Below are 22,474 nucleotides of genomic sequence, written 5' to 3' on the forward strand. Positions count from 1 at the left end.
TTTTCCCGTACGGGATACGGAATCAGTGCACGTCGCCCATGTGCTGGGCGACCTTCTTGCGGTACATCCAGATGCCCACACCGGCGATGAGGGCGAGAACCACCTCGAAGACGACGGACCCCGTGGTGTTCAGGTCGACGCCGACGGGCGGGGCCGTGAGCAGCCCGGTCAGCGAGTCGCCGGCGGTCACGGCGAGGAACCACACGCCCATCATCTGCGAGCTGTACTTCGCCGGGGCCATCTTCGTGGTCACCGACAGGCCGACCGGCGAGAGGCACAGCTCCGCGACGGTCTGGATGAAGTAGATCGCGACCAGCCACATCGGGCTGACCCGGCCGCCGTTGTCGGCGGTGTCGATCAGCGGGATCAGGAAGACGACGAAGGAGATGCCGATCAGCACGAGGCTGGAGGCGAACTTGACGGCGGTGCTCGGCTCCTTGCCGCGCTTGTTCAGCCACAGCCAGCCCGAGGCGACCACGGGGGCGATCGCCATGATGAAGATCGGGTTCAGCGACTGGTACCAGGACGTCGGGAAGTCGAAGCCGAGCAGGTGGTTCGTGGTCGAGTTCTCGCCGAAGATCGACAGGGTCGAGCCGTTCTGGTCGTAGATCATCCAGAAGACGGCGGCGACCACGAAGAACCACACGTAGCCCGAGAGCTTGGACTGCTCGGTCGACGTCAGCTCCTTGTCGCGCTTCATGCGCAGCAGGACCGCGACCGGAATGACCAGACCGGCGATGCTCAGCGGCACCGTGGCCCAGTCGGCGAAGTTGCCGGTGACGGCCATCAGGCCGTACACGACGGCCGCGACAGCCAGCCAGATCAGGCCCTTGCGCAGGGCGGACTGCTTCTCCCGCTCGGTGGCGGGCGTCGACACGACGTCGCTCTGCGGGCTCAGGTGGCGGGTGCCGAGCATGAACTGGGCGAGGCCCAGGGCCATGCCGACCGCCGCGAGCGCGAAGCCGAAGTGCCAGTTGACCTTCTCGCCGACGGTGCCGATGGTCAGCGGGGCGAGGAAGGCGCCCACGTTGATGCCGATGTAGAAGAGCGTGAAGCCACCGTCACGGCGCGGGTCCTTCGGGCCGTCGTAGAGGTGGCCGACCATCGTGGAGATGTTGGCCTTCAGCAGCCCGGAACCGAGCGCCACGAGCACCAGGCCCGCGAAGAAGGTCGCCGAGTTCGGCACGGCGAGCGTGATGTGGCCGAGGATGACGACGGCGCCGCCGACGGCGACCGTTTTGCGCGGCCCCCAGAAGCGGTCGGCCACCCAGCCGCCGGGCATGGTGAGCAGGTACACCATCGCCATGTAGACCGAGTAGATCGCCGTCGCGGTGGTCGCACTCATGTGCATGCCGCCGGGCGCGATCAGGTACAGCGGGAGCAGTGCCTTCATGCCGTAGAAGCTGTAACGCTCCCACATCTCGGTCATGAAGAGCGTGGCCAGGCCCCGGGGGTGGCCGAAGAAGGTCTTCTCGCCACCAGCGGTGCTCGACGGGTCCTTCGTCAGGCTGGACGCCATGATCGATCCTTGTGTGCTCGGGACGCGGCGCCTCGAAGAAGCGGGTACGCCCGGTGGGGGGAGGCCGGCACCGCCGCGGGTACGCCCCTCCGCGACGGGATCCACACCCGGAGCGCCGCCATCGGCGGTCCGGGCCCGGCCCACAGGTCATTCACTGAACTTCCGGGCCGGCGGGTACCGGCCCCGCACACAAAAGAGACCCTTGGCGCTCAGAGCTGCCCAAAGGTCCTTGAGTAGTGCAATAGGCGTTGAGACACCATACGACACGACAGAGCCCGATATGAAAGGACTTGAGACATGGATCACAGGTCCAGGGGCAACCACACTCGCATATTCGAAGGTCTTCCCCGTAACGGCGCCCAGTCCCGCAGGGCTCATGGATCGCCTCCCGGGCTGTCCACCGCGCGGACTACCATCAGTGCATGACCCGTGTACTGCTCGCCGAGGACGACGCATCCATCTCGGAGCCGCTGGCCCGCGCCCTGCGGCGGGAGGGTTACGAGGTCGAGGTGCGGGAAGACGGACCGACCGCGCTCGACGCCGGACTCCAGGGCGGCATCGACCTCGTCGTGCTCGACCTGGGGCTGCCCGGGATGGACGGCCTCGAAGTCGCCCGCCGGCTGCGTGCCGAGGGTCACACCGTGCCGGTCCTGGTCCTGACTGCCCGCGCGGACGAGGTGGACACGGTCGTCGGGCTCGACGCGGGCGCCGACGACTACGTCACCAAGCCCTTCCGCCTCGCCGAGCTCCTCGCCCGGGTCCGCGCCCTGCTGCGGCGCGGCGCCACCGAGCCCGCCCCCCAGCCCGCCACGCACGGCGTCCGCATCGACGTCGAATCGCACCGGGCCTGGATGGGCGAGGAGGAATTGCAGCTCACCGCGAAGGAGTTCGACCTCCTGCGGGTCCTCGTCCGGGACGCGGGCCGGGTCGTCACCCGCGACCAGCTGATGCGCGAGGTCTGGGACACCACGTGGTGGTCGTCCACCAAGACGCTCGACATGCACATCTCCTGGCTCCGCAAGAAGCTCGGCGACGACGCGGCGAACCCGCGCTACATCGCCACGGTCCGGGGCGTCGGCTTCCGCTTCGAGAAGAGCTAGCGCCTGTAGCGTCCCTGCTATCCGCCGCCCGAGCCGACTGACGTACAGAAGCAGGCATGCGCCGACGACTGATCAATTCGACCCTCGCCGTCGTGCTCGTGGTGATCGCCGTCTTCGGCGTCTCCCTCGTCATCGTCGAGACCCGCACCATCAGCAGCAGCGCCCAGGAGAGCGTCGACTCCGAGGCGCTGCGGCTGATCAGCGTCATCGAGAGCCGGCTCCTGGGCTCCGAGCGGATCAACCCCGCGGTGCTGGCCGAGCAGATCGACGACAAGCGCTACGCCCTGGTCAAGATGCCGGGACGCGCCCCCATCGAGGTCGGCGTGCGCCCCGGCGGCAGTGTGATCACCGCCACGGAGACGGGCGAGCACGGCGAGACGGTCACCGTCGAGGAGTCCCGCTCCGCCGTCACCCGCGAGGTCGGCCGCACGCTGATGATCATCGGCGCGGTGGCGCTGCTGGCCATCGTCTCCGCCGTCCTCCTCGCCGTACGCCAGGCCAACAAGCTGGCCTCGCCGCTCACCGACCTCGCGGAGACCGCCGAACGCCTGGGCTCCGGCGACCCCCGCCCGCGCCACAAGCGGTACGGGGTGCCCGAGCTGGACCGCGTCGCCGACGTCCTGGACTCCTCCGCCGAGCGGATCGCCCGGATGCTCACCGCCGAACGCCGGCTCGCCGCGGACGCCTCCCACCAACTGCGTACGCCGCTCACGGCCCTGTCCATGCGGATCGAGGAGATCTCGCTGACCGACGACCCGGAGACCGTGAAGGAGGAGGCGCACATCGCCCTCGCCCAGGTCGAACGGCTCACGGACGTGGTGGAGCGGCTGCTGACCAATGCCCGGGACCCCCGGACGGGCTCGGCGGTCGTCTTCGACCTGGACGAGGTCGTCAAGCAGCAGATCGAGGAGTGGCGCCCGGCCTACCGGGGCGAGGGACGCGCCATCGTCTGCTCCGGCAAGCAGGGGCTGAGCGCCGTCGGCACCCCGGGAGCGGTCGCCCAGGTCCTGGCCGCGCTGATCGAGAACTCCCTGATGCACGGCGGCGGTACGGTCGCGCTGCGCACGAGGGTCACCGGCAACCAGGCGGTCATCGAGGTCACGGACGAGGGCCCCGGCGTCCCGGCGGACCTGGGCGCCCGGATCTTCGAGCGGACCATCAGCGGCCGCAACTCCACGGGCATCGGCCTCGCGGTCGCCCGCGACCTCGCCGAGGCGGACGGCGGCCGCCTGGAACTCCTCCAGCAGCAGCCCCCGGTCTTCGCCCTCTTCCTGAGCCGCATGGCCCAGCCAAGAGAAGAACCGGAACGCCCGGTGCGGTGAGCTGGATCGAGCCCGTCCGGCGATTGAGGACAAAACGTCCACCCGGACGCCCCGGGCGCTACCGCCGAGCCGGGTCCGCCTCGACCCGCACCGCGGGCGAGGGCGCCGGCACCGTCACCAGGCCCTCTTTGTCGGCGACGCCCTCCGAGGGCTCGGGCAGCGCCTTGAACACCCACGTCCGGTACGACCAGAACCGGAACAGCGTCGCGATCCCGATCCCCACGATCTTGAACACGTTGCTCTGGACCGGGGTGTCCCAGCCGAACCCGTACGTCGCCACGTACAGCACACCCGTCTCGATCACCGCGCCCACCGCGCTGAACAGCAGGAACAGGGTCAGCTCACGGGTGCGGCCGGACTTGTCGCGGTCGCGGTAGGTCCAGTAGCGGAAGCCCACGTAGTTGCAGAGGATCGCCACGAACGTGGCGAGCAGCCCGGCCCGCACGGTCGGGATGTCCGTGTAGCGCCACAGCAGGTTGGATACGGCGATGTTGACCACCAGGCCGACCGCGCCGACCACGCCGAACTTGGCGACCTCCCGGGCCAGCAGCTCCAGCCGGGCCCGCAGTGCGCCTCGCTCGCTCATGTGATCGCTCAGTCCGTCCGTAGGTCCCGCTCCATGTTCCGTCAACCCGGCCATGCTAACCAGGACACCCGCCGGACGCCTGTGCGTACGGGGACGTGTGGGGCGGGCGCTGCCCCGCCCACGGGCGTGGGCGGGCGGTGCGGATACCCTGGGAGCGTGACGTTCCCGGTAGTCGGCATGGTCGGTGGCGGTCAGCTCGCCCGTATGACCCACGAGGCGGGTATCCCCCTCGGCATCAAGTTCAAGCTCCTCAGCGACACCGCTCAGGACTCCGCGGCCCAGGTGGCGGGCGAGGTCGTCGTCGGCGACTATCGCGACCTGGAGACGCTGAGGGCCTTCGCGCGCGGCTGTGACGTGATCACCTTCGATCACGAGCACGTGCCCACCGAGCATCTGCGGGCCCTGGAGGCGGACGGCATCCCCGTGCGCCCCGGCCCCGACGCTCTGGTGCACGCCCAGGACAAGGGGGTGATGCGCGCGAAGCTCACCGAGATCGGCGCGCCCTGCCCCCGCCACCGCATCGTGAAGGACCCGGCCGACGCGGCCGCCTTCGCCGAGGAGGCGGGAGGCTTCCCGGTCATCCTTAAGACCGTGCGCGGCGGCTACGACGGCAAGGGCGTCTGGGTGGTCCACTCCGAGGCGGACGCGGCCGAGCCGTTCCGGGCCGGCGTCCCGGTGCTCGCCGAGGAGAAGGTCGACTTCGTACGGGAGCTGGCGGCCAACATCGTCCGCTCGCCGCACGGCCAGGCCGTGGCCTACCCGGTGGTCGAGTCCGTCCAGGTCGACGGCGTCTGCGACACGGTGATCGCCCCGGCGCCCGAGCTGGACGAGGGCCTGGCGGGCGAGGCACAGCAGCTCGCGCTGCGCATCGCCTCCGAGCTGGGCGTCGTCGGGCACCTCGCGGTGGAGCTGTTCGAGACGCGGGACGGCCGCATCCTGGTCAACGAGCTGGCCATGCGCCCGCACAACTCCGGGCACTGGACCATGGACGGCGCGATCACCTCGCAGTTCGCCAACCACGTCCGGGCGGTCCTCGACCTCCCCCTCGGCGACCCGCGCCCCCGCGCCCCCTGGACGGTCATGTGCAACGTCCTCGGCGGCGACTACCCGGACATGTACCAGGGCTACCTGCACTGCATGGCGCGCGACCCGCAGCTCAAGATCCACATGTACGGCAAGGACGTGAAGCCCGGTCGCAAGATCGGCCACGTCAACACCTACGGCGACGATCTGGCGGACGTGCGCGAGCGCGCCCGGCACGCGGCCGACTACCTGCGAGGAACGATCACCGAATGACTTCCCCCGCCTCCGCCGCACCGGTCGTCGGCATCGTCATGGGCTCGGACTCCGACTGGCCCGTCATGGAAGCGGCGGCCAAGGCCCTGGACGAGTTCGGCATCCCGTACGAGGTCGACGTCGTCTCCGCCCACCGCATGCCCCGCGAGATGATCGCGTACGGCGAGAACGCGGCGGGCCGCGGCCTCAAGGCGATCATCGCGGGCGCGGGCGGCGCCGCCCACCTGCCCGGCATGCTCGCCTCGGTCACCCCGCTGCCGGTCATCGGCGTGCCGGTCCCGCTGAAGTACCTGGACGGCATGGACAGCCTGATGTCCATCGTCCAGATGCCCGCCGGCATCCCCGTCGCCACGGTCTCCATCGCCGGCGCGCGCAACGCCGGCCTGCTGGCCGTCCGCGTCCTGGCCGCCGCCGACCCCGAGCTCCAGGGCCGGATGACGGAGTTCCTGGGCGACCTCAACGACCAGGCGACCGAGAAGGGCAAGCGGCTGCGCCAGAAGGCGGCGGGCGCGGAGTCCTTCGGCTTCGGAAAGCAGGCACCATGACGGACCGACTGGACCGGGCCCGGGAACTCCTCGCCGAGTACCCGGTGGCCGACGGCCACAACGACCTGCCGTGGGCGTTGCGCGAGCAGGTCGACTACGACCTCGCCGTACGCGACATCGCCACCGACCAGTCGGCCCACCTGCACACCGACATCCCCCGGCTCCGTGCCGGGGGCGTCGGCGCCCAGTTCTGGTCCGTCTACGTGCGCTCCGACCTCGCGGGCGACGCCGCCGTCAGCGCGACCCTGGAACAGATCGACGTCGTCGCCGAGCTCCTGGAGCGCTACCCGGCCGACCTCCGGCGCGCCCTGACCGCCGACGACATGGAGGCCGCCCGCGCCGAGGGCCGGATCGCCTCCCTGATGGGCGCCGAGGGCGGCCACTCCATCGCCGACTCGCTGGGCACCCTGCGCGGACTCCACGCGCTGGGCGTCCGCTACATGACGCTCACCCACAACGACAACATCGCCTGGGCGGACTCCGCGACCGACGAGCCCGGTGTGGGCGGCCTCTCGCCGTTCGGCCACGAGGTCGTCCGCGAGATGAACCGCACCGGCATGCTGGTCGACCTCTCGCACGTCGCGGCGACGACCATGCGGGACGCGCTCGCCACCTCCGTCGCGCCGGTGATGTTCTCGCACTCCTCGTCGCGCGCCATCTGCGACCACCCGCGCAACATCCCCGACGACGTCCTCGCGCAGCTCCCGGCCAACGGCGGCATCGCCATGGCCACCTTCGTACCGAAGTTCGTCCTGCCGGAGGCCGTCGCCTGGACGCAGGCCGCCGACGAGAACCTGCGCGCGCAGGGGCTGCACCACCTGGACACCACCGAGCGCGCGATGAAGCTGCACGCCGCGTTCGAGGCGGCGAACCCGCGCCCGGTCGCGACCGTGGCCACCATCGCCGACCACCTCGACCACATGCGCGAGGTCGCGGGCGTCGACCACATCGGCATCGGCGGCGACTACGACGGCACCGCGTTCCTCCCGCAGGGCCTGGGGAGCGTCGCCGGCTACCCGAACCTGATCGCGGAGCTGCTGCGCCGCAACTGGTCCGCCGCCGACCTGGCCAAGCTCACCTGGCAGAACGCCGTACGGGTGCTGCGCGCCGCCGAGGACGTGGCGCGGGACCTGCGCACCCGGCGCGGCCCGTCGCACGCCACGATCGAACAGCTGGACGCCTCGGCGGCCTGAGCCACCGGGGCGCCCGCCCGATCAGCAGGCGCAGAGACAGAACGGGTGCCCCGCCGGGTCCGCGTAGACCCGGAAGGTGCGCTCCCGGTCGTCGGCCTCCAGCACCGCCGCGCCCAGCGCCAGCACCTCCCGCTCCGCCGCGTCCAGATCGTCCACGGTCAGGTCCAGGTGGAACTGCTGCGAGGCGTCGGCGCTCGGCCACTTCGGCGGTACGAAGCCGGGCGCGGCCTGGAAGGCGAGCGGGGCGCCCGCGCCTCCCTTGAGGTCCACCCAGTCCTCCTGCTGCTCGACCGTGCCGCCGATCAGCGCCGCGTAGAAGTTCGCCAGGGCGACGGGATCGGGGCAGTCCAGGACGACGGCACCCACTGCGGCCAGAGCCATGTTGCTTCCTCCTCGGGACGGACGGACAGGCGGTTACCGGTATACCCCGTCCCGGGGGAGTCAGGCCGTCGGGCGGCCCATCGCGCGGTAGGTCCAGCCGGCCTCGCGCCACGCGACGGGGTCGAGCGCGTTGCGTCCGTCGAGGATGATCCGGTGGCCCGCGACCGCGCCCAGCGCCTCCGCGTCCAAAGCGCGGAACTCGCTCCACTCCGTCAGGTGCAGTACGACGTCCGCGCCGCGCACCGCGTCGAGCGCGCTCTCCGCGTAACCGAGGGTGGGGAAGATGCGGCGGGCGTTCTCCATGCCCTTCGGGTCGAAGACGGTGACCTGGCCGCCCTGGAGGTGGATCTGCCCGGCCACGTTGAGCGCGGGCGAGTCGCGTACGTCGTCCGAGTCCGGCTTGAAGGTGGCGCCGAGCACGGCGACCCGCTTGCCGAGGAAGGAGTCGCCGCCCACGGCCTCCCGGGCCAGCTCGACCATGTGGCCGCGGCGGCGCATGTTGATCGAGTCGACCTCGCGCAGGAACGTCAGCGCCTGGTCGGCGCCCAGCTCACCGGCGCGGGCCATGAAGGCGCGGATGTCCTTCGGGAGGCAGCCGCCGCCGAAGCCGATGCCGGCCCGCAGGAACTTCTTGCCGATGCGCTCGTCGTGGCCGATCGCCTCGGCCAGCTTCGCCACGTCGCCGTCGGCGGCCTCGCAGACCTCGGCCATGGCGTTGATGAACGAGATCTTGGTGGCGAGGAAGGAGTTGGCGGCGGTCTTCACCAGTTCGGCGGTCGGGTAGTCCGTCACGACGAACGGGGAGCCCTCGGCGACCGGGACGGCGTAGACCTCGCGCAGCAGCTTCTCGGCCCGCTCGCTCGTCACACCGACGACGATGCGGTCCGGGTGCAGGGTGTCGTCCACCGCGAAGCCCTCGCGCAGGAACTCCGGGTTCCAGGCCAGCTCCGCGTCGGTGCCCACGGGGGCCAGCTCCACGAGTCGGGCGGCGAGGCGGGAGGCGGAGCCGACGGGCACGGTGGACTTGCCGACGACGAGGGCGGGGCGGGTCAGCAGCGGCGCCAGCGAGTCGAAGGCGCTCTCGACGTAGGACATGTCACAGGCGTACTCGCCGTGCTTCTGCGGGGTGTTGGTGCAGACGAAGTGCACATCGCCGAACTCGGCGACCTCCTCCCAGGAGGTGGTGAACCGCAGCCGTCCGGTGGAGCCCTCGATGCCCGCGACGTGCCGCTGGAGCATCTCCTCAAGACCGGGCTCGTACATCGGGACCCGGCCGGCGGACAGCATCTCGATCTTCTCGGGCACGACGTCGAGGCCCAGGACCTCGAAGCCGAGCTCCGCCATGGCCGCGGCGTGCGTGGCGCCGAGATAGCCGGTGCCGATCACGGTGATCCTGAGGGCCATGAAGTGCTCCTGTGAGATGCGGACGGAGATGCGGTGAACGAGCATAGTCCCGCCCGTCGGACCTCCTCTTTCCGGCTGTCGCGCAGCTCACGGCCCGAGCGCATATGCCGGGGGAGGGTCGAACACCTAAAATTGGGTTACTTAACGGTAGTTAGCATCCTGGGGAGTGAGCGTCTTGGCGGGTTCGACCGATTTCGACCTGTACCGTCCGGCCGAGGAGCACGACATGCTCCGTGAGACGGTGCGTGCGCTCGCCGAGGCGAAGATCGCCCCGTTCGCGGCCGCGGTCGATGAGGAGGCCCGCTTCCCGCAGGAGGCGCTGGACGCCCTCACCGCCGCCGATCTGCACGCGGTCCACGTACCGGAGGAGTACGGAGGCGCCGGCGCCGACGCGCTCGCCACGGTCATCGTGATCGAGGAGGTGGCCCGCGCCTGCGTGTCCTCCTCCCTGATCCCGGCCGTGAACAAGCTCGGCTCGCTCCCGGTCGTCCTGTCCGGGTCCGAGGCCCTGAAGAAGAAGTACCTGGGCCCGCTGGCCAAGGGCGACGGCATGTTCTCGTACTGCCTCTCCGAGCCGGACGCGGGCTCCGACGCCGCCGGCATGAAGACCCGCGCCGTGCGCGACGGCGACTTCTGGGTGCTCAACGGCGTGAAGCGCTGGATCACCAACGCGGGCGTCTCCGAGTACTACACGGTCATGGCCGTCACGGACCCGGAGAAGCGCTCCAAGGGCATCTCGGCCTTCGTCGTGGAGAAGTCCGACGAGGGCGTCTCCTTCGGCGCCCCCGAGAAGAAGCTCGGCATCAAGGGTTCCCCGACCCGCGAGGTCTACTTCGACAACGTCCGCATCCCCGCCGACCGGATGATCGGCGAGGAGGGCACCGGCTTCGCCACCGCGATGAAGACCCTGGACCACACCCGCATCACCATCGCGGCCCAGGCCCTCGGCGTCGCTCAGGGCGCGCTGGACTACGCCAAGGGGTACGTCCAGGAGCGCAAGCAGTTCGGCAAGCCGATCGGGGACTTCCAGGGCGTCCAGTTCATGCTGGCCGACATGGCCATGAAGCTGGAGGCCGCCCGCCAGCTCACGTACTCGGCCGCCGCCAAGTCCGAGCGCCTCGACGGCGACCTCACCTTCTTCGGCGCCGCCGCCAAGTGCTTCGCGTCGGACGTCGCGATGGAGGTCACCACGGACGCGGTCCAGCTCCTCGGCGGCTACGGCTACACGCGGGACTACCCGGTGGAGCGGATGATGCGCGACGCCAAGATCACCCAGATCTACGAGGGCACGAACCAGGTCCAGCGCATCGTGATGGCGCGGAACCTGCCGTAACAAGGCCCCGGTGCGGCCCCCGGCAGCGATGCCGGGGGCTGTCGCACGGGTACGTTGATCAACTCCGCGGGAAGCCGTTGCTAGGCTGCGGGCGTTGGCCAGTGCATCACGTGGGGGAGCGGGTCGATGGACGCGACGGATGTCTTCGAGCCGCTTCAGGCGACCGACCCGACCGAGGTGGCCGGCTACCGGCTCGCCGCCCGGCTCGGCGCGGGCGGCATGGGCCGGGTCTACCTCTCGCACACCGAGGGCGGCCGGGCCGTGGCGATCAAGGTCGTACGCCCTGAGCTGGCGGACGACCCGGACTTCAGGGGGCGGTTCGGCCGGGAGGTCCGGGCGGCCCGGCGGGTGCGCGGGGCGTACACGGCCGAGCTGATCGACGCCGACGCGGAGGCCGCGACGCCCTGGCTGGCCACGCTGTACGTGCCCGGCCCCTCCCTCACCCAGGCCGTGGCGCGGCAGGGCCCGCTGCCGGTGCCCGCCCTGCTGTGGCTGATGGCGGGCATGGCCGAGGCGCTCCAGGCCATCCACGCCGAGGGCATCGTGCACCGGGACCTCAAGCCGTCCAACGTGCTGCTGGCCTCCGACGGGCCGCGCGTGATCGACTTCGGCATCGCGCTGGCCACCGACGCGACCTCGTACACCACGACCGGGCACCCGATCGGCACCCCCGCGTACATGGCCCCCGAGCAGGCGTCCGGGGAGGGGGCCACGGCGGCGAGCGATGTCTTCGCCCTGGCCCAGACGGCGGCGTTCGCGGCGCTGGGCAAGCCGCTCTACGGCGACGGCCCGGGCGTCTACGTGCTGTACCGGATCATCCACTCCGCGCCCGACCTGACCCTGCTGCCCGAGCCCCTGCGGCCGCTGTTCGCCCGCTGCCTCGCCGCCGACCCGGCCGAGCGGCCCGCCCCGGCGGAGATCGTGGAGTGGTGCCGGCAGCGGCTGGGCGAGGCGGACGGGGCGCCCGCGGTGTGGGGCGAGATCGGCGGCCCGGAGACCGAGGTCCCGGCCCCGGTGCCCGAGCCCACCCCGGTGCGGACGGACCCCTGGGCCGGACCTCCGCCCGTACCGGTTGCGCGCGGGTCACGCAGGCGGCTCGTCGCGCTGGTGTCGGTCGTCGGCGTGGTGAGCGCGCTGCTGGTCCTCGGGCTGGCCTGGCGGGCGATGGGGCCGATGGGCGGGGGAGAGCACCGGAACAACGCGGGTGCGTCGGCGTCGGTCACTCCGTCGTCCGAGGTGCGGAAGGGCACGCCGGAGTCGGAGGGGTCCGCCTCGGCGGACAGGGTCGCCGACGCGCTGACCGAGCCGAGCGCGTCTCCTTCGCCACGGGAGCCGCAGGCGGAGCCGTACGCCCTGGTGACGGTGGACGCGAAGCACTCGGTGAACCTCGCGGATCCGGGCGAAGAGCTGGACGGCGACACGGGCGACATCCGCTTCAGCTGCAAGTCGGTCGGGTGCGAACTGAAGAGCGACACGAGTGTCTTCATGCCGATGGATGACAAGCCGGGCACCACGCTCGACGAGTGCCGCCTGTTCCTCCCGCACAGCAAGATCCACAACCTTCCGCTGGCGAACTCGGCGAACGGAAGTGAGATCTGCATGATGAACTCCTCGGGGGACATCGCGCTGTTCGTGATCGCGACGAAGTCGACCGCGATCCCCGAACTGGCTTTCCTCCTGGGAGACATGACGGTCTGGCGCAACGCGGCCTAGGTGTATTGCCCTGTGAGGTTGGGGACGCGGCTGGCGGGTGGTTGGCCTTTCAGCGCGGTGTGTCCGCGGTGGTGATTGTAGGTGTGCAGCCAGCTGGGGAAGGCGTCGCGTCGTTCCTGCTCTGAGTGGTAGGGGCGGGCGTAGGCCCATTTGTCGAGCAGGGTGCGGTTGAGGCGTTCGACCTTGCCGTTGGTCTGGGGCCGGTAGGGCCGGGTTCGCTTGTGGGTGATCCCGGCCGCTGCCAGGAGGTCGCGCCAGGCGTGTGACTTGTAGCAGGAGCCGTTGTCGGTCAGGACTCGTTCGACGGTGATCCCGTGGGCCGCGTAGAACGTCTGGGCGCGGGTCCAGAACGCGGTGGCGGTCTCCTTCTTCTCGTCCGTGTGGATCTCGCTGTAGGCGAGGCGGGAGTGGTCGTCGACGGCGGTGTGGATGTAGCTGTAGCCGGCGTTCGAGCGGGTCTTGCGGCCTGCTTGCCGGCCGAGGGCCTTGTGGCCGCCGCCGTCGGGGATGTTGCCGAGCTTCTTGATGTCGACGTGGACGAGTTCGCCGGGCCGGTCACGTTCGTAGCGGCGTATGACACGGCCGGTGGCCCGGTCCAGGTGGGTGAGGCGGGCCAGGCGGTAGCGGGTCAGGACGCGGTGGACGGTGGAGGGCACCAGCCCGAGCAGGTGCGCGATGCGGGCCGGTCCCCACCGGCGCAGGACCCGGACCTTGATGATCCGGCGTTCTGTGCGGGTCGGGGTCCGCCGGGGGCTGGTGTGCGGACGGGAGGAGCGGTCGCTCATGCCGGCTTCACCGGAGCGGCGGTAGCGGTCGGCCCATCGCTGGGCCGTGGTCGGTGAGACCTGAAAGCGTTCGGCGGCCCGCCGCAGGGGCCAGTTGTCCTCGACGACGCAGCGGGCCAGGCGCAGGCGTCCGGTCTCGGTCAGGGGTGCATTACGGTGAGGCACGAGGGCCTTTCGGTCGGTGTAGACGTCGCAATCCACACCGAACCCGGAAGGCCCTCACCCGTTCAAGATCCCTCAGCCGAGATATGGCTCACCCGTCCACAACCTCCTCGGACAGAACACCTAGCCAGTCGTGCACCTCCGGCACTACATCGGTTCCACGAAGCCGGTCCGCCACTCCGGCCGCGGGTCCGCGCCCATGCTCGTCCAGTACTCCGTGCCACGGACGACCTGCCCGTCGCGGACGGTCCAGAAGGACGCGGCGCGGAAGACGCCGAGGCTGTCGTGCGGCACCTCGACCTCGGAGACGACTTCCTCGCCCTGGGCCACCACCTTGAGTACGTGGATCGACCAGCCCTCCGGATACTCGCGGTTCACCGCCACGAAGCTGTCCCGGCCGACGATGCGTTCGAGGCTGATCGGCCACTCGATGACGGCGTCCTCCGCGACCAACTCCGCGACACCTGTCCAGTCCCGCTCCTGGATCCGGCCCCACAACGTCTCGATCACCTTTGACGGTTCCATAGGGCGGAGCCTCGCACAGAGGTCTGACACTGGCGGCCGGATTTACGGCTGCGCGCTGCGGCAGTCGCGGCAGGCGCCCGGTTCCGGGGCACGGAAGGCTCGGTTGCAGTCGTCGCAGTTCTGGAGGGGGATGGGGCGGCTGGAACCCTGCCGAGGCTCGCCCGCGGCCTGAAACCGACTGCCCGGTCTGAAAATCATCCTTGTGGTGGAACTATGCACCACCTACGCTGCGACCGTTCTTGATCGATTTCACCCCCGGGGGGGATTCAGTGAAAATCAAGCGTCATTTCACCAGGCTCGGAGCCGTTCTGGCCGGCGTCAGTGCCCTGACACTTCTCGGTGCCACCAGCGCATCGGCCAACTGGAACAGTTGGATAGGCAGCTGGACCGACGGCGAGACTTCCGACCGCTGGGACGAGCAGGGAACCTACAGTCAGCTGCAATTTCGCTCTTGCTACGCCCAGTATGCCGGCTCCAGCCATCAGACCGTGGACATCCTCATGTGGGTGGACAAGTCGTGGGCATCGGATAAGAAGCTCGACCGGAAGATATTCAGCGAATGCTTCAAGGGGGCCACGCACTGGAGTAATGGCGAGTGGACTGACGTCCCTTCGGGCTCTGTAAAGCTTTACTTCGAGGCAGACAAGGTCGGAAGCGGCGACGCATGCTGCCTGCTGGATGTGGCTGAGGTTCGGCAGGACACTTCCATGGCGGACTGAATTTCCCTCTCGCTTCTCGGTGGCGCACGGGGCTCGCATCCCGTGCGCCATTTGGCTTCTATCGACCTGGAAAAATGATGCGGATCAAGACCCTCCTGCGTACCTCCAGCGCGCTTCCGGCTTTTCCTCTGGGTGTCGGACTCGTCATTCTTTACTACACGAGTGATACGTCGCGGCTGATCGCCTTTTTTCCGATTCCGTACGCCCCGCTGCTTGTGGAGCGGCCGCTGGAGCCGATGTATGCGGTCACCTACGCGTTGGTCTCCGCAGCCGCGGCTTGGCAGGGGGCGCGACTGAAGGAGTCAGGGGTGTGGGACGCACCCCCCTACCGGCGCGCCTGGCAGATCATCGCGAGCGCCCTGGCCCCGATCGTCGGGCTTGGCTGGCTGATGTTCATCGTCCCCGTCGGCATGGCGTTTATTCAGTCGCCGACGCTGCCCACCCTCGTGGCGTTGCCACCCCTGCTGCTGGGCATGGCTCTGGCCGTCGCGCACGCCTTGATCGGCTTCACCATCGGGCAGAGAGTGAGACCTCTGATCGCCGTCCCAGTCTTGATGTCTGTGGTCTTTGTCATCGTGTCGTTTTCGCAGTCGGTCGAGCCTCTGTACCTGTCCCATATGATGGGCAACTATGCTGGCATGCTCGGGTTCGGGGAAACCGCGACGCTCGCCTCGATAGCCGCCAATTTTCTCCCCACTGCGGGCCTCGGCCTCGCGGTGGCGCTGATGTGGCTGAACGCCAGGGTGGTGTTCAAGGTGGGGTTGGCCTGCGTGGTGGTGGCTGCATCCGTTTTCACCTCGTACAGCATTGCGAAGGACTGGAAGGCATTTCCTTCGGTGAATGTCGCCACGGAGAAGGTCTGCCGAGGTAATGAGCCGAGAGTGTGTATGCCCGAGCAGATATCTGGTGATATCGGTGCGGTTCGGGCGGAGATGAAGAAGACCTACACGATGCTGGAAACCTACGGGATCATCGAGCATCCGCCGGCCACGGTCAACGATCAGCTGATGTACGGACGCTTCACGCAGAAGCCGACAGAGTCCACCCGCTACCTTCCTCTGGCTGTCGCACACCGGGACCGCCATCTGGTCGCCGATGTGGTTGAGGACTCGGTGCGGTTTCCCTGTGACATACCGACCGCCGGGGCGGAGCGCACTGTCAGCTTCTGGCTGTCGTTGAAACTCGGCGGAAATCCCGATTACGCGAAGGTGGCGGAGCAGGACCCCTATTACACGCGCGAGCAGCACGAGAAGATCATGAAAGAGGTGCACAGGGTCTCTGCGCTCCCCGCCGGCAAGCAGAAGACCTGGTACCGCACCACCACGAAGAAGGCATGTGAGGGACGCCCGTGATCTGGTGGCTCAAAGCCCGGCGGGTCCATCCCTACCTCGTCTGGGGGATGGTCGCCTTCACCGCGGCCGCGCTCGTGATCCAGGACTCGACCGTGATCGTTCCCAGCTTCGGGGTCGCGGAGGCTCTTGCGACGGAAGGGTTCACGCCGATCAGTTTCTTTGTCCCTCTGATCATGGTGGGTGCGCTGGCACAGACGCTGGACAACAGGCTGCCTTCCGCCGAGGAGTCGGGTGTCCGCCGGGTGCGGTGGATGGACTCCGGGTTGATCATCGCCACGATGGCGGTGGTTGTCGTCCTGGCTGTGGTCGGGAATCGGGTGACCGGTTCCGAGGACGTTCTCACGTCCGGCCGCAGCACCTGTTTCCTGGCCGGCCTCATGCTGTGCGCGCGTGCGCTCGTGAGTCGTTCCGGGATCATCCTGCCCCTGGCATGGACCTTCGCCGTCATCTTCTTCGGGCGCCGGACGAGCCTCGACTACTACGAGTGGGCAGTGACGGCCCAGCCGCCAGGGAACACCCTCGCCCAGACGTGTGCGGCGGCGGCGCTCGCACTCGGTCTGGTTCTCACCCACTACTCCAGGGACACGCTGTGAGCATCGTCTTCACCAACTGCACCTATCGCTACGGACGTAGGTACCGGCCCGTGCTGGACGACTTCTCCTACCGTGTGCCGGACGGCGTCACGATCTTTCTGGGACCCAACGGTGCCGGGAAGTCCACCGCACTGAAACTCGCCGCATCGGTGATCAGGCCGCAGACGGGGCGTATCGGTGTGGACGGGGTCAGTTCTCGTAGCCGTGAGTACCGCAAGCATGTCGCGTGGATGCCTCAGCACATCACCCCGATGACCGGAATGACCGCCCGTGAGCAGGTCGCCTACAGCGGATGGCTGAAGGGCATGAACCGCTCTGATGCGTGGGAACAGTCGCATACGGCTCTTGCCACCGTCGACCTGCTGGACAAGGCCGATGCCAAGGCCAACAGCCTCTCCGGTGGTCAACTTCGACGCGTCGGTGTGGCCTCCGCGCTGGTCCACGAATGCCGGGTACTCCTGCTGGACGAGCCCACAGCAGGCATGGACCCCACACAGCGGCGCGCCTTCCGCGATGTGCTTTCCGCCGTTGCGGAGGGGGAAGGGGTGAAGGTCCTCATGTCCACGCACGACGTCGCCGACCTTGCCGACGACGCCGACTATGTGACGGTGCTCAGCGGAGGGACGATCCGCTTCAACGGGGCGACGCATGAGTTCCTGGCCCAGGCCCCACCGGACGTGCAGGAATCGCGACGTGCGGAAGGCGCCTACACCGCACTGACAGCGCTGTGAAGGTGGAGCGGGCCCACTGGCGGCTCTCCGTAGCGGTCTCCGGCCCACTGGTCGCGTGGGAGGTGCCGATGCCGCGCCGAGGCGACTGACACTCACTCGCCGCCACGCCGCCACGCCGCCGCACCATCTCCCCGATCCACACCGGAGCGTACGGCGACGTGCAGCCCCGGGGCGTCGGGTAGTCCTTGAGCACACCCAGCCGCTCGCCGATATTCAGCGCGCGGGCGCGGTGCTCCAGGTGCTCGATGCCGATCTGGGCGAGGCAGGTGTTCATCGCCCACTGGAGGCGGTCCGGGGCGCCCTGCATCTGCGCCTCGATGACGTCGAGCAGCGCGCCCAGGTCGAGCCAGTCGTGCACCTTCGGCACCCGCGCCTCGCGCAACATGCGGTCCAGGTCGTCCCGCGTGTACGCCTTCGGCCGGGAGACCAGCAACGCGACGAGCCGCGCAGCGGTGTCGTCGGTCTCCCACAGCTCGACGGCCAGCTCCTGCCGCTTCCCCAGCCGCTTGGCGACGGCGCGCAGCCTGCTGAGGTTCACCCCGTGATCGTCCCCGTGCCGCGCGTTGACGGCGCGGGCCTTGGGGTTGTCCAGCGCGGCGAGCTCGGCCAAGACGTCGGTGACGGTCGCATCGGTCACGAGACGCGGAAGACTTCCTCGGCGGAGGAGGCCGTCGCGGCGCGCTGGAGCCATTCGTGCAGGAGCTGCGGGTCGGCGCAGGTGGCGATCTTCTCGCGGTCCGCGTCGGTGAGGGCGATGCCACGTACACCGAGAACGAGCAGCAGACCTTCCGCGCGGCCTTCCGCCCGGCCCTCGTCCCGGATCTCCTCCGACATGAAGGACTTGTAGAAAGAGGTGTCCACGGCCACCAGGTTCCTCCACTGTTGTGCGGCCGGACGACTGCCCAGGCCCTGAGCGGTGAGTTCGACGATGGGGTCGGTGATGTTCTCGGGCGCGTCCCGCAGTGCTGCGGACGGCGGCGGGATATCGATACCGAGCACCTCGGACACCCGGGAGAAGAGTCCCGGGTACTCCTGGAAGATGCGGTGCATCGCCTCGTGGGGTGAGCTGACCATGCGGGTCCGTTCGGTAGGTCGGCGGTTCAGGGCCTACGGCAGTCGCGGCACTGGCCCGGTTCCGGCGCGCGGAAGGCTCGGTTGCAGTCGTCGCAGTTCTGGAGGGGGATGACGGTGGGCGCCGCCGCCGGGGCCGGGAGTGGGGGTGGCAGGAGGGCCGTGATCCGGTGGCGGAGGAGGCGCGCCGGGTGGGCGAGGGGCGTCGGGAGGTCCGTGGTGAGGGCCCGGCGGATGGCGTCGGGGTGCGCGTCGCGTTCGAGCCAGGCCGCGACACCCGGGGTGAGGGCGGCGACGTCCGTCTCGGAGAGCGTCAGCACGGGCGCGTGGCGGCGGAGGTCCGCGAGGAGCAGGGCGGCGGTCCGGTGGAGGGCGGGGGTGCGGGGCTGGGGGAGCGGCGTGGGCGCGGGTGCCGCGTCGGACTTCGGCTCGGTGCGCGGCTTACGAGGCAGGGGCGTCGGGGCGGCTGCGCGCGGGCGGTCGTACGTCGCGGTGGACGGCGGTGTCGTGGCGCGCGGGGCCCCGTGAGGCGCCGGTGGCGGCGCGATCGTCGCGTACGGCCGGTTGTGCGACTCCGTACGCGTGCGTACGCGGCCGTCCCGCAGGCGTACGCGGATGCGGCGCAGGTAGCCCGCTTCCTCCAACTCCCGCAGCGCGGCCGCGATCCGCATCTCGCTCTCCGGGAAGCGCGCGGCGAGCACCTTGACGCCGATCTTCGCGCCCTCCGGCAGCGACTGGATGTGCACGGCGAGCCCGATCGCGAGGAGGGACAGTTCGCCGTGCTGCGCGAGGTGGTTGCCGATGACCGTGAAGCCGGACGTGTGACGGGAGTTGACGTGGATGACACCGGAGGTCGGTGTGACGTCGCCGGGAGAACCGGGCGGGGCGCACGGGGGCGCGATAGCCTGCTGGGCAGTCATCGGGAAGCGTCTTCTTCCTTGGTGGCCAGGCCCCGCCCGGGATTCGCTGTCCCGGTCGGGGCCGACTCGTGTCTGGGGTTGGTGCCGCGAGCATATGCCCGACAACCGACCCCAAATCCAGCTCAGTTGCCATTTGTCACCCGCGCGAGTGATCAGCGTTCGTACGGGGTTCGGGTGGGGTGGGGCTGGTTCTTTCCCAAGGTTCTTTCAAAGCGTTTGACGTCGTGGTCCACCGGGTCGCGGGTTTCTACGACCCGGTCCACCGGGTCGTAGAAACCCGCGACCCGGTGGACCACAACTGCTTACGGTGAATGTCCGGCGCTTGTCCGGCGTTGTCCCGGCTGTCCGGCGTGACGGGTGGGGACGGTCATCGGTTGAGGAGCAAAGGCACGCGCGTCGGAAGTGGGGTACGGACGAGCGCCAACAACGAGACGGACGAGCACGGTTGGGATGTCGATCCCGAGGACGAGTCGGGCGCGGCGGTGGTCGCCGCCGTGGGCCGCCAGCTCAAGGTGTGGCGCGAGGCGGCCGGGATGCGGGCGGCGGAGTTCGGAGTGCTGATCGGGTACGGGGAGGACCTGATCTACAAGGTGGAGGGCGGCAGGCGCATCCCTCGGCCCGAGTACCTGGACAGGTCGGACGACGTTCTGGGCGCGCACGGCAAGATCGCCGTGATGAAGCAGGACTTGGCGGTGGTGCGGTACCCGAAGAAGGTTCGGGATCTGGCAAGTGCGGAAGCGAAGGCAGTCGAGCTCTCGGCCTATGTGGCGCACGGCTTGCATGGGCTGTTGCAGACCCCGGGCCATGCGCGGGCACTGTTCGAGGCCCGGCAGCCGCCGTACTCACAGGACGAGGTGGAGCGGATGGTCGCCGCGCGCATGGCCCGGCAGTCGATCTTCGAGCGCTTGCCCGCGCCCTCCCTCAACTTCGTTCAGGAGGAGTCAGCACTCATGCGGCCCATCGGAGGCAGAATGGAGTGGCGGCGGCAACTCGAACGATTGCTGGAGGTGGGAGACATGCGCAATGTGACGCTCCAGGTCATGCCGACGCATCGCGAGGCTCATCCGGGGATGGACGGCGACATCAACCTGATGAAGTTCGCGGACGGCACGGCGATCGGGCGTTCACATGGGGCGTTCAACGGACGCCGGGTCACCGACCCGAGGCACCTCCGTATCCTCGACCTGCGGCATGGCATCATCCGGGCCGAGGCTCTCACTCCTGGGGAGACTCGGGCCCTCATTGAGCGAGTATGGGGAGCGACATGAACTGCGGGACCTCTGCGCAGGGTGACTTCGAGTTGTTCTGGATCAAGAGCAGTTACAGCAGCAACGGCAACGAGGGCGACTGCATCGAGGTCGCCGCCGCCCCCGGCGCCGTCCTTGTCCGGGACTCCAAGGACGTCCGGCGCCCCCACCTCGCGCCCACACCACAAGCTTGGGCCGCCTTCGTCACCTACGCGGCCCGCACCGCATGACGCACCCCCACCTGCCCACCACCGAGGCCGCCGTCACGGCCGTACGGGAAGTGGCCCGGGCGTACAACCTGGAGATGACGGTCACCGACGACATCGGGGCCGATCAGACCTCCCGGCGGGACTCCGCGGGGGCCTTCGCCGTGGTCGACGCGGACGGGTCGCTGCCGCACGAGGCGTTCATCGAGCTGGGCGGGGTCCCGGCCGTCACCGTGCAGGTCTTCCCGGAGGACGACGCGCGGATCACCGTCGACGGGGTGGTCTTCGAGGACGTGCCCAGGGACTCCGTGCCCGCGTTCCTGCGGTCCGTTTACGGCGGCATGGCGTACGTGAAGGGGCGGTTCTTCCCGCCGGGGCAGTGGCTCGTCGTGCCGCTGCCCGGCGACGAGACGTACAAGGAACTGGTGCCGCGCGCCATGCTCAGCCCCTGGCTGTCCCGCAACTTCCGCAGTGCCTGAGGACATAGACCTCCTCGTCCGGCTCTTCGACGCGCTCGGGGCCGAGGACGCCGAGGGGTGGGCCGAGTCCGAGGCCGAGGAGGGGCTGCCGCAGCTCGCCCGGTTCCGGTTCCTGCGCATGGTGTGGCAGGACATCGACGCCTGGAGCACCACCGCGTCCGACTGGGTCGCCGCCTACCGCAGAGATGGGGCGGCGGGTGGCGCGGTCGAGCGGGCCGTGCGGCTCGGGCTGACCGCCGAAGACCTCGGCGAGATCGCCCGCGAGGTCGCCCGGGAGACCGCCTTCGCGATGCTCCAAGGGCTGGACGATCCGGACCGGGGTGACGAGCCGGACGAGGTGGCGGGGCAGCTGCCCGGATGGTTCCTCGGCGAGAACTCCGCGCGTGGCGGACCCACGGGGCGCATACTCAACGCCCTGCACGAGGACCTGAACGAAGCGGAACCGCAGACCCCCACCCGTACCGGAGGAGACACCGCATGACCGCGTTCGACGTGATGGAGCGGCGGATATGGGGCGGGCAGGCCGACGCCTACGCCCGCACCGCCGCCCGGCTCTGCGCCCACACCGTGCCCGCTCTGCTGGACGCCGCCGGTGTCGCGCCCGGGACCCGCCTGCTCGACGTGGGGTGCGGCAGCGGCAACGTGACGGCCGCCGCCCTCGGGCGCGGCGCCGCCGTCCGGGCCGTGGACGCCGAGCCCGGCATGGTCGAGGCGACCCGGCGGGCGGCGCCCGGGGCCGAGGTGCGCTCCGGGGTGCTGCCCCAGCTGCCGTACGCCGACGGGGAGTTCGACGCGGTCGTGGGCAACTTCGTGCTCAACCACGTCGGACGCCCGCTGGAGGCGCTGGTCGAGATGCGCCGGGTCACCCGCCCCGGAGGCACGATCGCGGTCACCATCTGGCAGCTGCCGGGCGCTCCGGGCCAGGCGCTCGTGGGCCGCGCCGCCCAGGCCGCCGGGCTGACCCGGCCCGACTGGCTGGCCATGGTGGACGAGGAACGCAACTTCCCGCGCACTCCGGAGGGGCTGTCCGCGCTGCTCAAGGCCGCCGGACTCGCGGACGTACAGGCCGACACGCACACCTGGGACCACCGGGCCGATCCCGAGGACTGGTGGGCGGGCCCCGCCGCCGGGATCGGCGCGATCGGCGGGATGGTCACCAGTGCCGGGCCGGAGGGGGCGGCGGCGGCCAAGCGCGAGTACGACGCGCTGTACCCCGAATTCCTCGCGGATGACGGGCTGCTGGCCCTGCCGCACGTGGCGGTGCTGGCTCAGGGCAGGGTGTAAGGGCCCCG

At 69.7% G+C, this 22,474-nt stretch carries 24 protein-coding genes and 2 pseudogenes; 16 read left to right on the forward strand and 10 right to left on the reverse strand.

All coding sequences use genetic code 11. The features are described 5' to 3' along the window. Positions 1-22: 22 nt before the first annotated feature. Complete coding sequence (locus OG867_RS19930) at positions 23-1,519, reverse strand: peptide MFS transporter (RefSeq protein WP_406287155.1); 1,497 nt, start codon at positions 1,517-1,519, stop codon at positions 23-25. 422 nt (positions 1,520-1,941) lie between these two features. Between OG867_RS19930 and OG867_RS19935 the strand changes: the two genes are divergently transcribed. Together OG867_RS19935 and OG867_RS19940 are read left to right on the forward strand one after the other, a co-directional pair. Beyond that, the gene (locus tag OG867_RS19935; protein WP_018104033.1) at positions 1,942-2,619 is read left to right on the forward strand and encodes a response regulator transcription factor; all 678 of its coding nucleotides are present in this window, start codon (positions 1,942-1,944) and stop codon (positions 2,617-2,619) included. Positions 2,620-2,675: 56 nt separating this feature from the next. After that, positions 2,676-3,941 (forward strand): ATP-binding protein, encoded by a 1,266-nt coding sequence (locus tag OG867_RS19940; protein WP_406287157.1) that lies wholly within the window; start codon positions 2,676-2,678, stop codon positions 3,939-3,941. A gap of 58 nt (positions 3,942-3,999) precedes the next feature. On the opposite strand, the gene OG867_RS19945 is transcribed toward OG867_RS19940, so the two are convergent. Continuing rightward, a complete protein-coding gene (locus tag OG867_RS19945; RefSeq protein WP_406287159.1) occupies positions 4,000-4,527 on the reverse strand; it encodes a GtrA family protein in 528 nt (175 codons plus the stop codon). 156 nt (positions 4,528-4,683) lie between these two features. On the opposite strand from OG867_RS19945, the gene OG867_RS19950 reads away from it, so the two are divergent. From OG867_RS19950 to OG867_RS19960, 3 genes are read left to right on the forward strand one after another with little or no spacing between them, the layout of a single operon-like run. Next, positions 4,684-5,823, forward strand: coding sequence for a 5-(carboxyamino)imidazole ribonucleotide synthase (locus OG867_RS19950; protein ID WP_406287161.1), 1,140 nt, complete (start codon positions 4,684-4,686; stop codon positions 5,821-5,823). Continuing rightward, positions 5,820-6,368, forward strand: coding sequence for a 5-(carboxyamino)imidazole ribonucleotide mutase (purE, locus tag OG867_RS19955; protein WP_366438129.1), 549 nt, complete (start codon positions 5,820-5,822; stop codon positions 6,366-6,368). Before OG867_RS19950 ends, purE begins: the two co-directional genes overlap by 4 nt. Next, positions 6,365-7,561, forward strand: coding sequence for a dipeptidase (locus OG867_RS19960; protein WP_406287165.1), 1,197 nt, complete (start codon positions 6,365-6,367; stop codon positions 7,559-7,561). Before purE ends, OG867_RS19960 begins: the two co-directional genes overlap by 4 nt. A 21-nt stretch (positions 7,562-7,582) precedes the next feature. On the opposite strand, the gene OG867_RS19965 is transcribed toward OG867_RS19960, so the two are convergent. Next, entirely contained in the window at positions 7,583-7,942 is a 360-nt protein-coding gene (locus tag OG867_RS19965; protein WP_406287168.1) for a VOC family protein, read from the reverse strand. Positions 7,943-8,002: 60 nt separating this feature from the next. Continuing rightward, the gene (locus OG867_RS19970) at positions 8,003-9,346 is read right to left on the reverse strand and encodes a UDP-glucose/GDP-mannose dehydrogenase family protein (protein WP_328900473.1); all 1,344 of its coding nucleotides are present in this window, start codon (positions 9,344-9,346) and stop codon (positions 8,003-8,005) included. A 175-nt stretch (positions 9,347-9,521) separates the two neighbouring features. On the opposite strand from OG867_RS19970, the gene OG867_RS19975 reads away from it, so the two are divergent. Then, on the forward strand, positions 9,522-10,679 hold the full coding sequence (locus OG867_RS19975; RefSeq protein WP_328904348.1) for an acyl-CoA dehydrogenase family protein: 1,158 nt from the start codon (positions 9,522-9,524) through the stop codon (positions 10,677-10,679). A 126-nt stretch (positions 10,680-10,805) separates the two neighbouring features. Continuing rightward, entirely contained in the window at positions 10,806-12,392 is a 1,587-nt protein-coding gene (locus tag OG867_RS19980; RefSeq protein ID WP_406287171.1) for a serine/threonine-protein kinase, read from the forward strand. On the opposite strand, the gene OG867_RS19985 is transcribed toward OG867_RS19980, so the two are convergent. The 3 genes and pseudogenes from OG867_RS19985 to OG867_RS19995 all read right to left on the reverse strand — a co-directional run. Continuing rightward, positions 12,389-13,342: an IS481 family transposase gene (locus OG867_RS19985; RefSeq protein ID WP_406287173.1), complete on the reverse strand. Its 954-nt coding sequence runs from the start codon at positions 13,340-13,342 to the stop codon at positions 12,389-12,391. The genes OG867_RS19980 and OG867_RS19985 overlap by 4 nt on opposite strands. Before the next feature lie 144 nt (positions 13,343-13,486). Further along, complete coding sequence (locus OG867_RS19990; protein WP_406287175.1) at positions 13,487-13,864, reverse strand: nuclear transport factor 2 family protein; 378 nt, start codon at positions 13,862-13,864, stop codon at positions 13,487-13,489. A gap of 42 nt (positions 13,865-13,906) precedes the next feature. Continuing rightward, a pseudogene (locus OG867_RS19995) lies at positions 13,907-13,996 on the reverse strand (helix-turn-helix domain-containing protein); the annotation flags it as partial. A 107-nt stretch (positions 13,997-14,103) separates the two neighbouring features. On the opposite strand from OG867_RS19995, the gene OG867_RS20000 reads away from it, so the two are divergent. From OG867_RS20000 to OG867_RS20015, 4 genes are all read left to right on the forward strand, one after another. After that, entirely contained in the window at positions 14,104-14,583 is a 480-nt protein-coding gene (locus OG867_RS20000; protein WP_406287177.1) for a hypothetical protein, read from the forward strand. A gap of 77 nt (positions 14,584-14,660) precedes the next feature. Continuing rightward, positions 14,661-15,935, forward strand: coding sequence for a hypothetical protein (locus OG867_RS20005; protein ID WP_406287180.1), 1,275 nt, complete (start codon positions 14,661-14,663; stop codon positions 15,933-15,935). Then, the gene (locus tag OG867_RS20010; protein WP_406287182.1) at positions 15,932-16,528 is read left to right on the forward strand and encodes a hypothetical protein; all 597 of its coding nucleotides are present in this window, start codon (positions 15,932-15,934) and stop codon (positions 16,526-16,528) included. The genes OG867_RS20005 and OG867_RS20010 overlap by 4 nt, the downstream gene beginning before the upstream one ends. Next, positions 16,525-17,259: an ABC transporter ATP-binding protein gene (locus tag OG867_RS20015; protein ID WP_406287185.1), complete on the forward strand. Its 735-nt coding sequence runs from the start codon at positions 16,525-16,527 to the stop codon at positions 17,257-17,259. Before OG867_RS20010 ends, OG867_RS20015 begins: the two co-directional genes overlap by 4 nt. A 109-nt stretch (positions 17,260-17,368) precedes the next feature. Here OG867_RS20015 and OG867_RS20020 read toward each other — a convergent pair. The 3 genes and pseudogenes from OG867_RS20020 to OG867_RS20030 all read right to left on the reverse strand — a co-directional run. After that, positions 17,369-17,896 (reverse strand): annotated as a pseudogene (locus tag OG867_RS20020) (DNA alkylation repair protein); the annotation flags it as partial. After that, the gene (locus tag OG867_RS20025; protein ID WP_406287187.1) at positions 17,893-18,333 is read right to left on the reverse strand and encodes a hypothetical protein; all 441 of its coding nucleotides are present in this window, start codon (positions 18,331-18,333) and stop codon (positions 17,893-17,895) included. The gene OG867_RS20025 and the pseudogene OG867_RS20020, both read right to left, overlap by 4 nt. A gap of 26 nt (positions 18,334-18,359) precedes the next feature. After that, positions 18,360-19,250 carry a helix-turn-helix domain-containing protein gene (locus tag OG867_RS20030; protein WP_406287189.1) on the reverse strand — a complete coding sequence of 297 codons (891 nt, stop codon included), beginning with the start codon at positions 19,248-19,250 and terminating at the stop codon, positions 18,360-18,362. 374 nt (positions 19,251-19,624) lie between these two features. Between OG867_RS20030 and OG867_RS20035 the strand changes: the two genes are divergently transcribed. Genes OG867_RS20035 through OG867_RS20055 form a run of 5 tightly spaced genes read left to right on the forward strand, consistent with a single transcriptional unit; the run spans position 19,625 to position 22,466 of the window. Then, on the forward strand, positions 19,625-20,518 hold the full coding sequence (locus OG867_RS20035; protein WP_406287191.1) for a helix-turn-helix domain-containing protein: 894 nt from the start codon (positions 19,625-19,627) through the stop codon (positions 20,516-20,518). Then, positions 20,515-20,727, forward strand: coding sequence for a DUF397 domain-containing protein (locus OG867_RS20040; protein ID WP_406287193.1), 213 nt, complete (start codon positions 20,515-20,517; stop codon positions 20,725-20,727). Before OG867_RS20035 ends, OG867_RS20040 begins: the two co-directional genes overlap by 4 nt. Continuing rightward, positions 20,724-21,182 (forward strand): hypothetical protein, encoded by a 459-nt coding sequence (locus OG867_RS20045; RefSeq protein ID WP_406287195.1) that lies wholly within the window; start codon positions 20,724-20,726, stop codon positions 21,180-21,182. Before OG867_RS20040 ends, OG867_RS20045 begins: the two co-directional genes overlap by 4 nt. Then, positions 21,175-21,663 carry a hypothetical protein gene (locus tag OG867_RS20050; RefSeq protein WP_406287197.1) on the forward strand — a complete coding sequence of 163 codons (489 nt, stop codon included), beginning with the start codon at positions 21,175-21,177 and terminating at the stop codon, positions 21,661-21,663. The genes OG867_RS20045 and OG867_RS20050 overlap by 8 nt, the downstream gene beginning before the upstream one ends. Beyond that, entirely contained in the window at positions 21,660-22,466 is an 807-nt protein-coding gene (locus OG867_RS20055; protein WP_406287199.1) for a class I SAM-dependent methyltransferase, read from the forward strand. The genes OG867_RS20050 and OG867_RS20055 overlap by 4 nt, the downstream gene beginning before the upstream one ends. The last annotated feature ends 8 nt before the right edge of the window (positions 22,467-22,474 follow it).

The organism is Streptomyces sp. NBC_00209 (genome assembly GCF_045206345.1).
Lineage (GTDB): Bacteria > Actinomycetota > Actinomycetes > Streptomycetales > Streptomycetaceae > Streptomyces.

Coding starts and splice junctions, on each gene's coding strand:
- OG867_RS19930 (WP_406287155.1), bottom strand. CDS start 1,519: ATGGCGTCCAGCCTGACGAAGGACCCGTCGAGCACCGCTGGTGGCGAG.
- OG867_RS19935 (WP_018104033.1), top strand. CDS start 1,942: ATGACCCGTGTACTGCTCGCCGAGGACGACGCATCCATCTCGGAGCCG.
- OG867_RS19940 (WP_406287157.1), top strand. CDS start 2,676: ATGCGCCGACGACTGATCAATTCGACCCTCGCCGTCGTGCTCGTGGTG.
- OG867_RS19945 (WP_406287159.1), bottom strand. CDS start 4,527: ATGAGCGAGCGAGGCGCACTGCGGGCCCGGCTGGAGCTGCTGGCCCGG.
- purE (WP_366438129.1), top strand. CDS start 5,820: ATGACTTCCCCCGCCTCCGCCGCACCGGTCGTCGGCATCGTCATGGGC.
- OG867_RS19960 (WP_406287165.1), top strand. CDS start 6,365: ATGACGGACCGACTGGACCGGGCCCGGGAACTCCTCGCCGAGTACCCG.
- OG867_RS19965 (WP_406287168.1), bottom strand. CDS start 7,942: ATGGCTCTGGCCGCAGTGGGTGCCGTCGTCCTGGACTGCCCCGATCCC.
- OG867_RS19970 (WP_328900473.1), bottom strand. CDS start 9,346: ATGGCCCTCAGGATCACCGTGATCGGCACCGGCTATCTCGGCGCCACG.
- OG867_RS19980 (WP_406287171.1), top strand. CDS start 10,806: ATGGACGCGACGGATGTCTTCGAGCCGCTTCAGGCGACCGACCCGACC.
- OG867_RS19990 (WP_406287175.1), bottom strand. CDS start 13,864: ATGGAACCGTCAAAGGTGATCGAGACGTTGTGGGGCCGGATCCAGGAG.
- OG867_RS20005 (WP_406287180.1), top strand. CDS start 14,661: ATGCGGATCAAGACCCTCCTGCGTACCTCCAGCGCGCTTCCGGCTTTT.
- OG867_RS20025 (WP_406287187.1), bottom strand. CDS start 18,333: ATGGTCAGCTCACCCCACGAGGCGATGCACCGCATCTTCCAGGAGTAC.
- OG867_RS20030 (WP_406287189.1), bottom strand. CDS start 19,250: ATGACTGCCCAGCAGGCTATCGCGCCCCCGTGCGCCCCGCCCGGTTCT.
- OG867_RS20040 (WP_406287193.1), top strand. CDS start 20,515: ATGAACTGCGGGACCTCTGCGCAGGGTGACTTCGAGTTGTTCTGGATC.
- OG867_RS20045 (WP_406287195.1), top strand. CDS start 20,724: ATGACGCACCCCCACCTGCCCACCACCGAGGCCGCCGTCACGGCCGTA.
- OG867_RS20055 (WP_406287199.1), top strand. CDS start 21,660: ATGACCGCGTTCGACGTGATGGAGCGGCGGATATGGGGCGGGCAGGCC.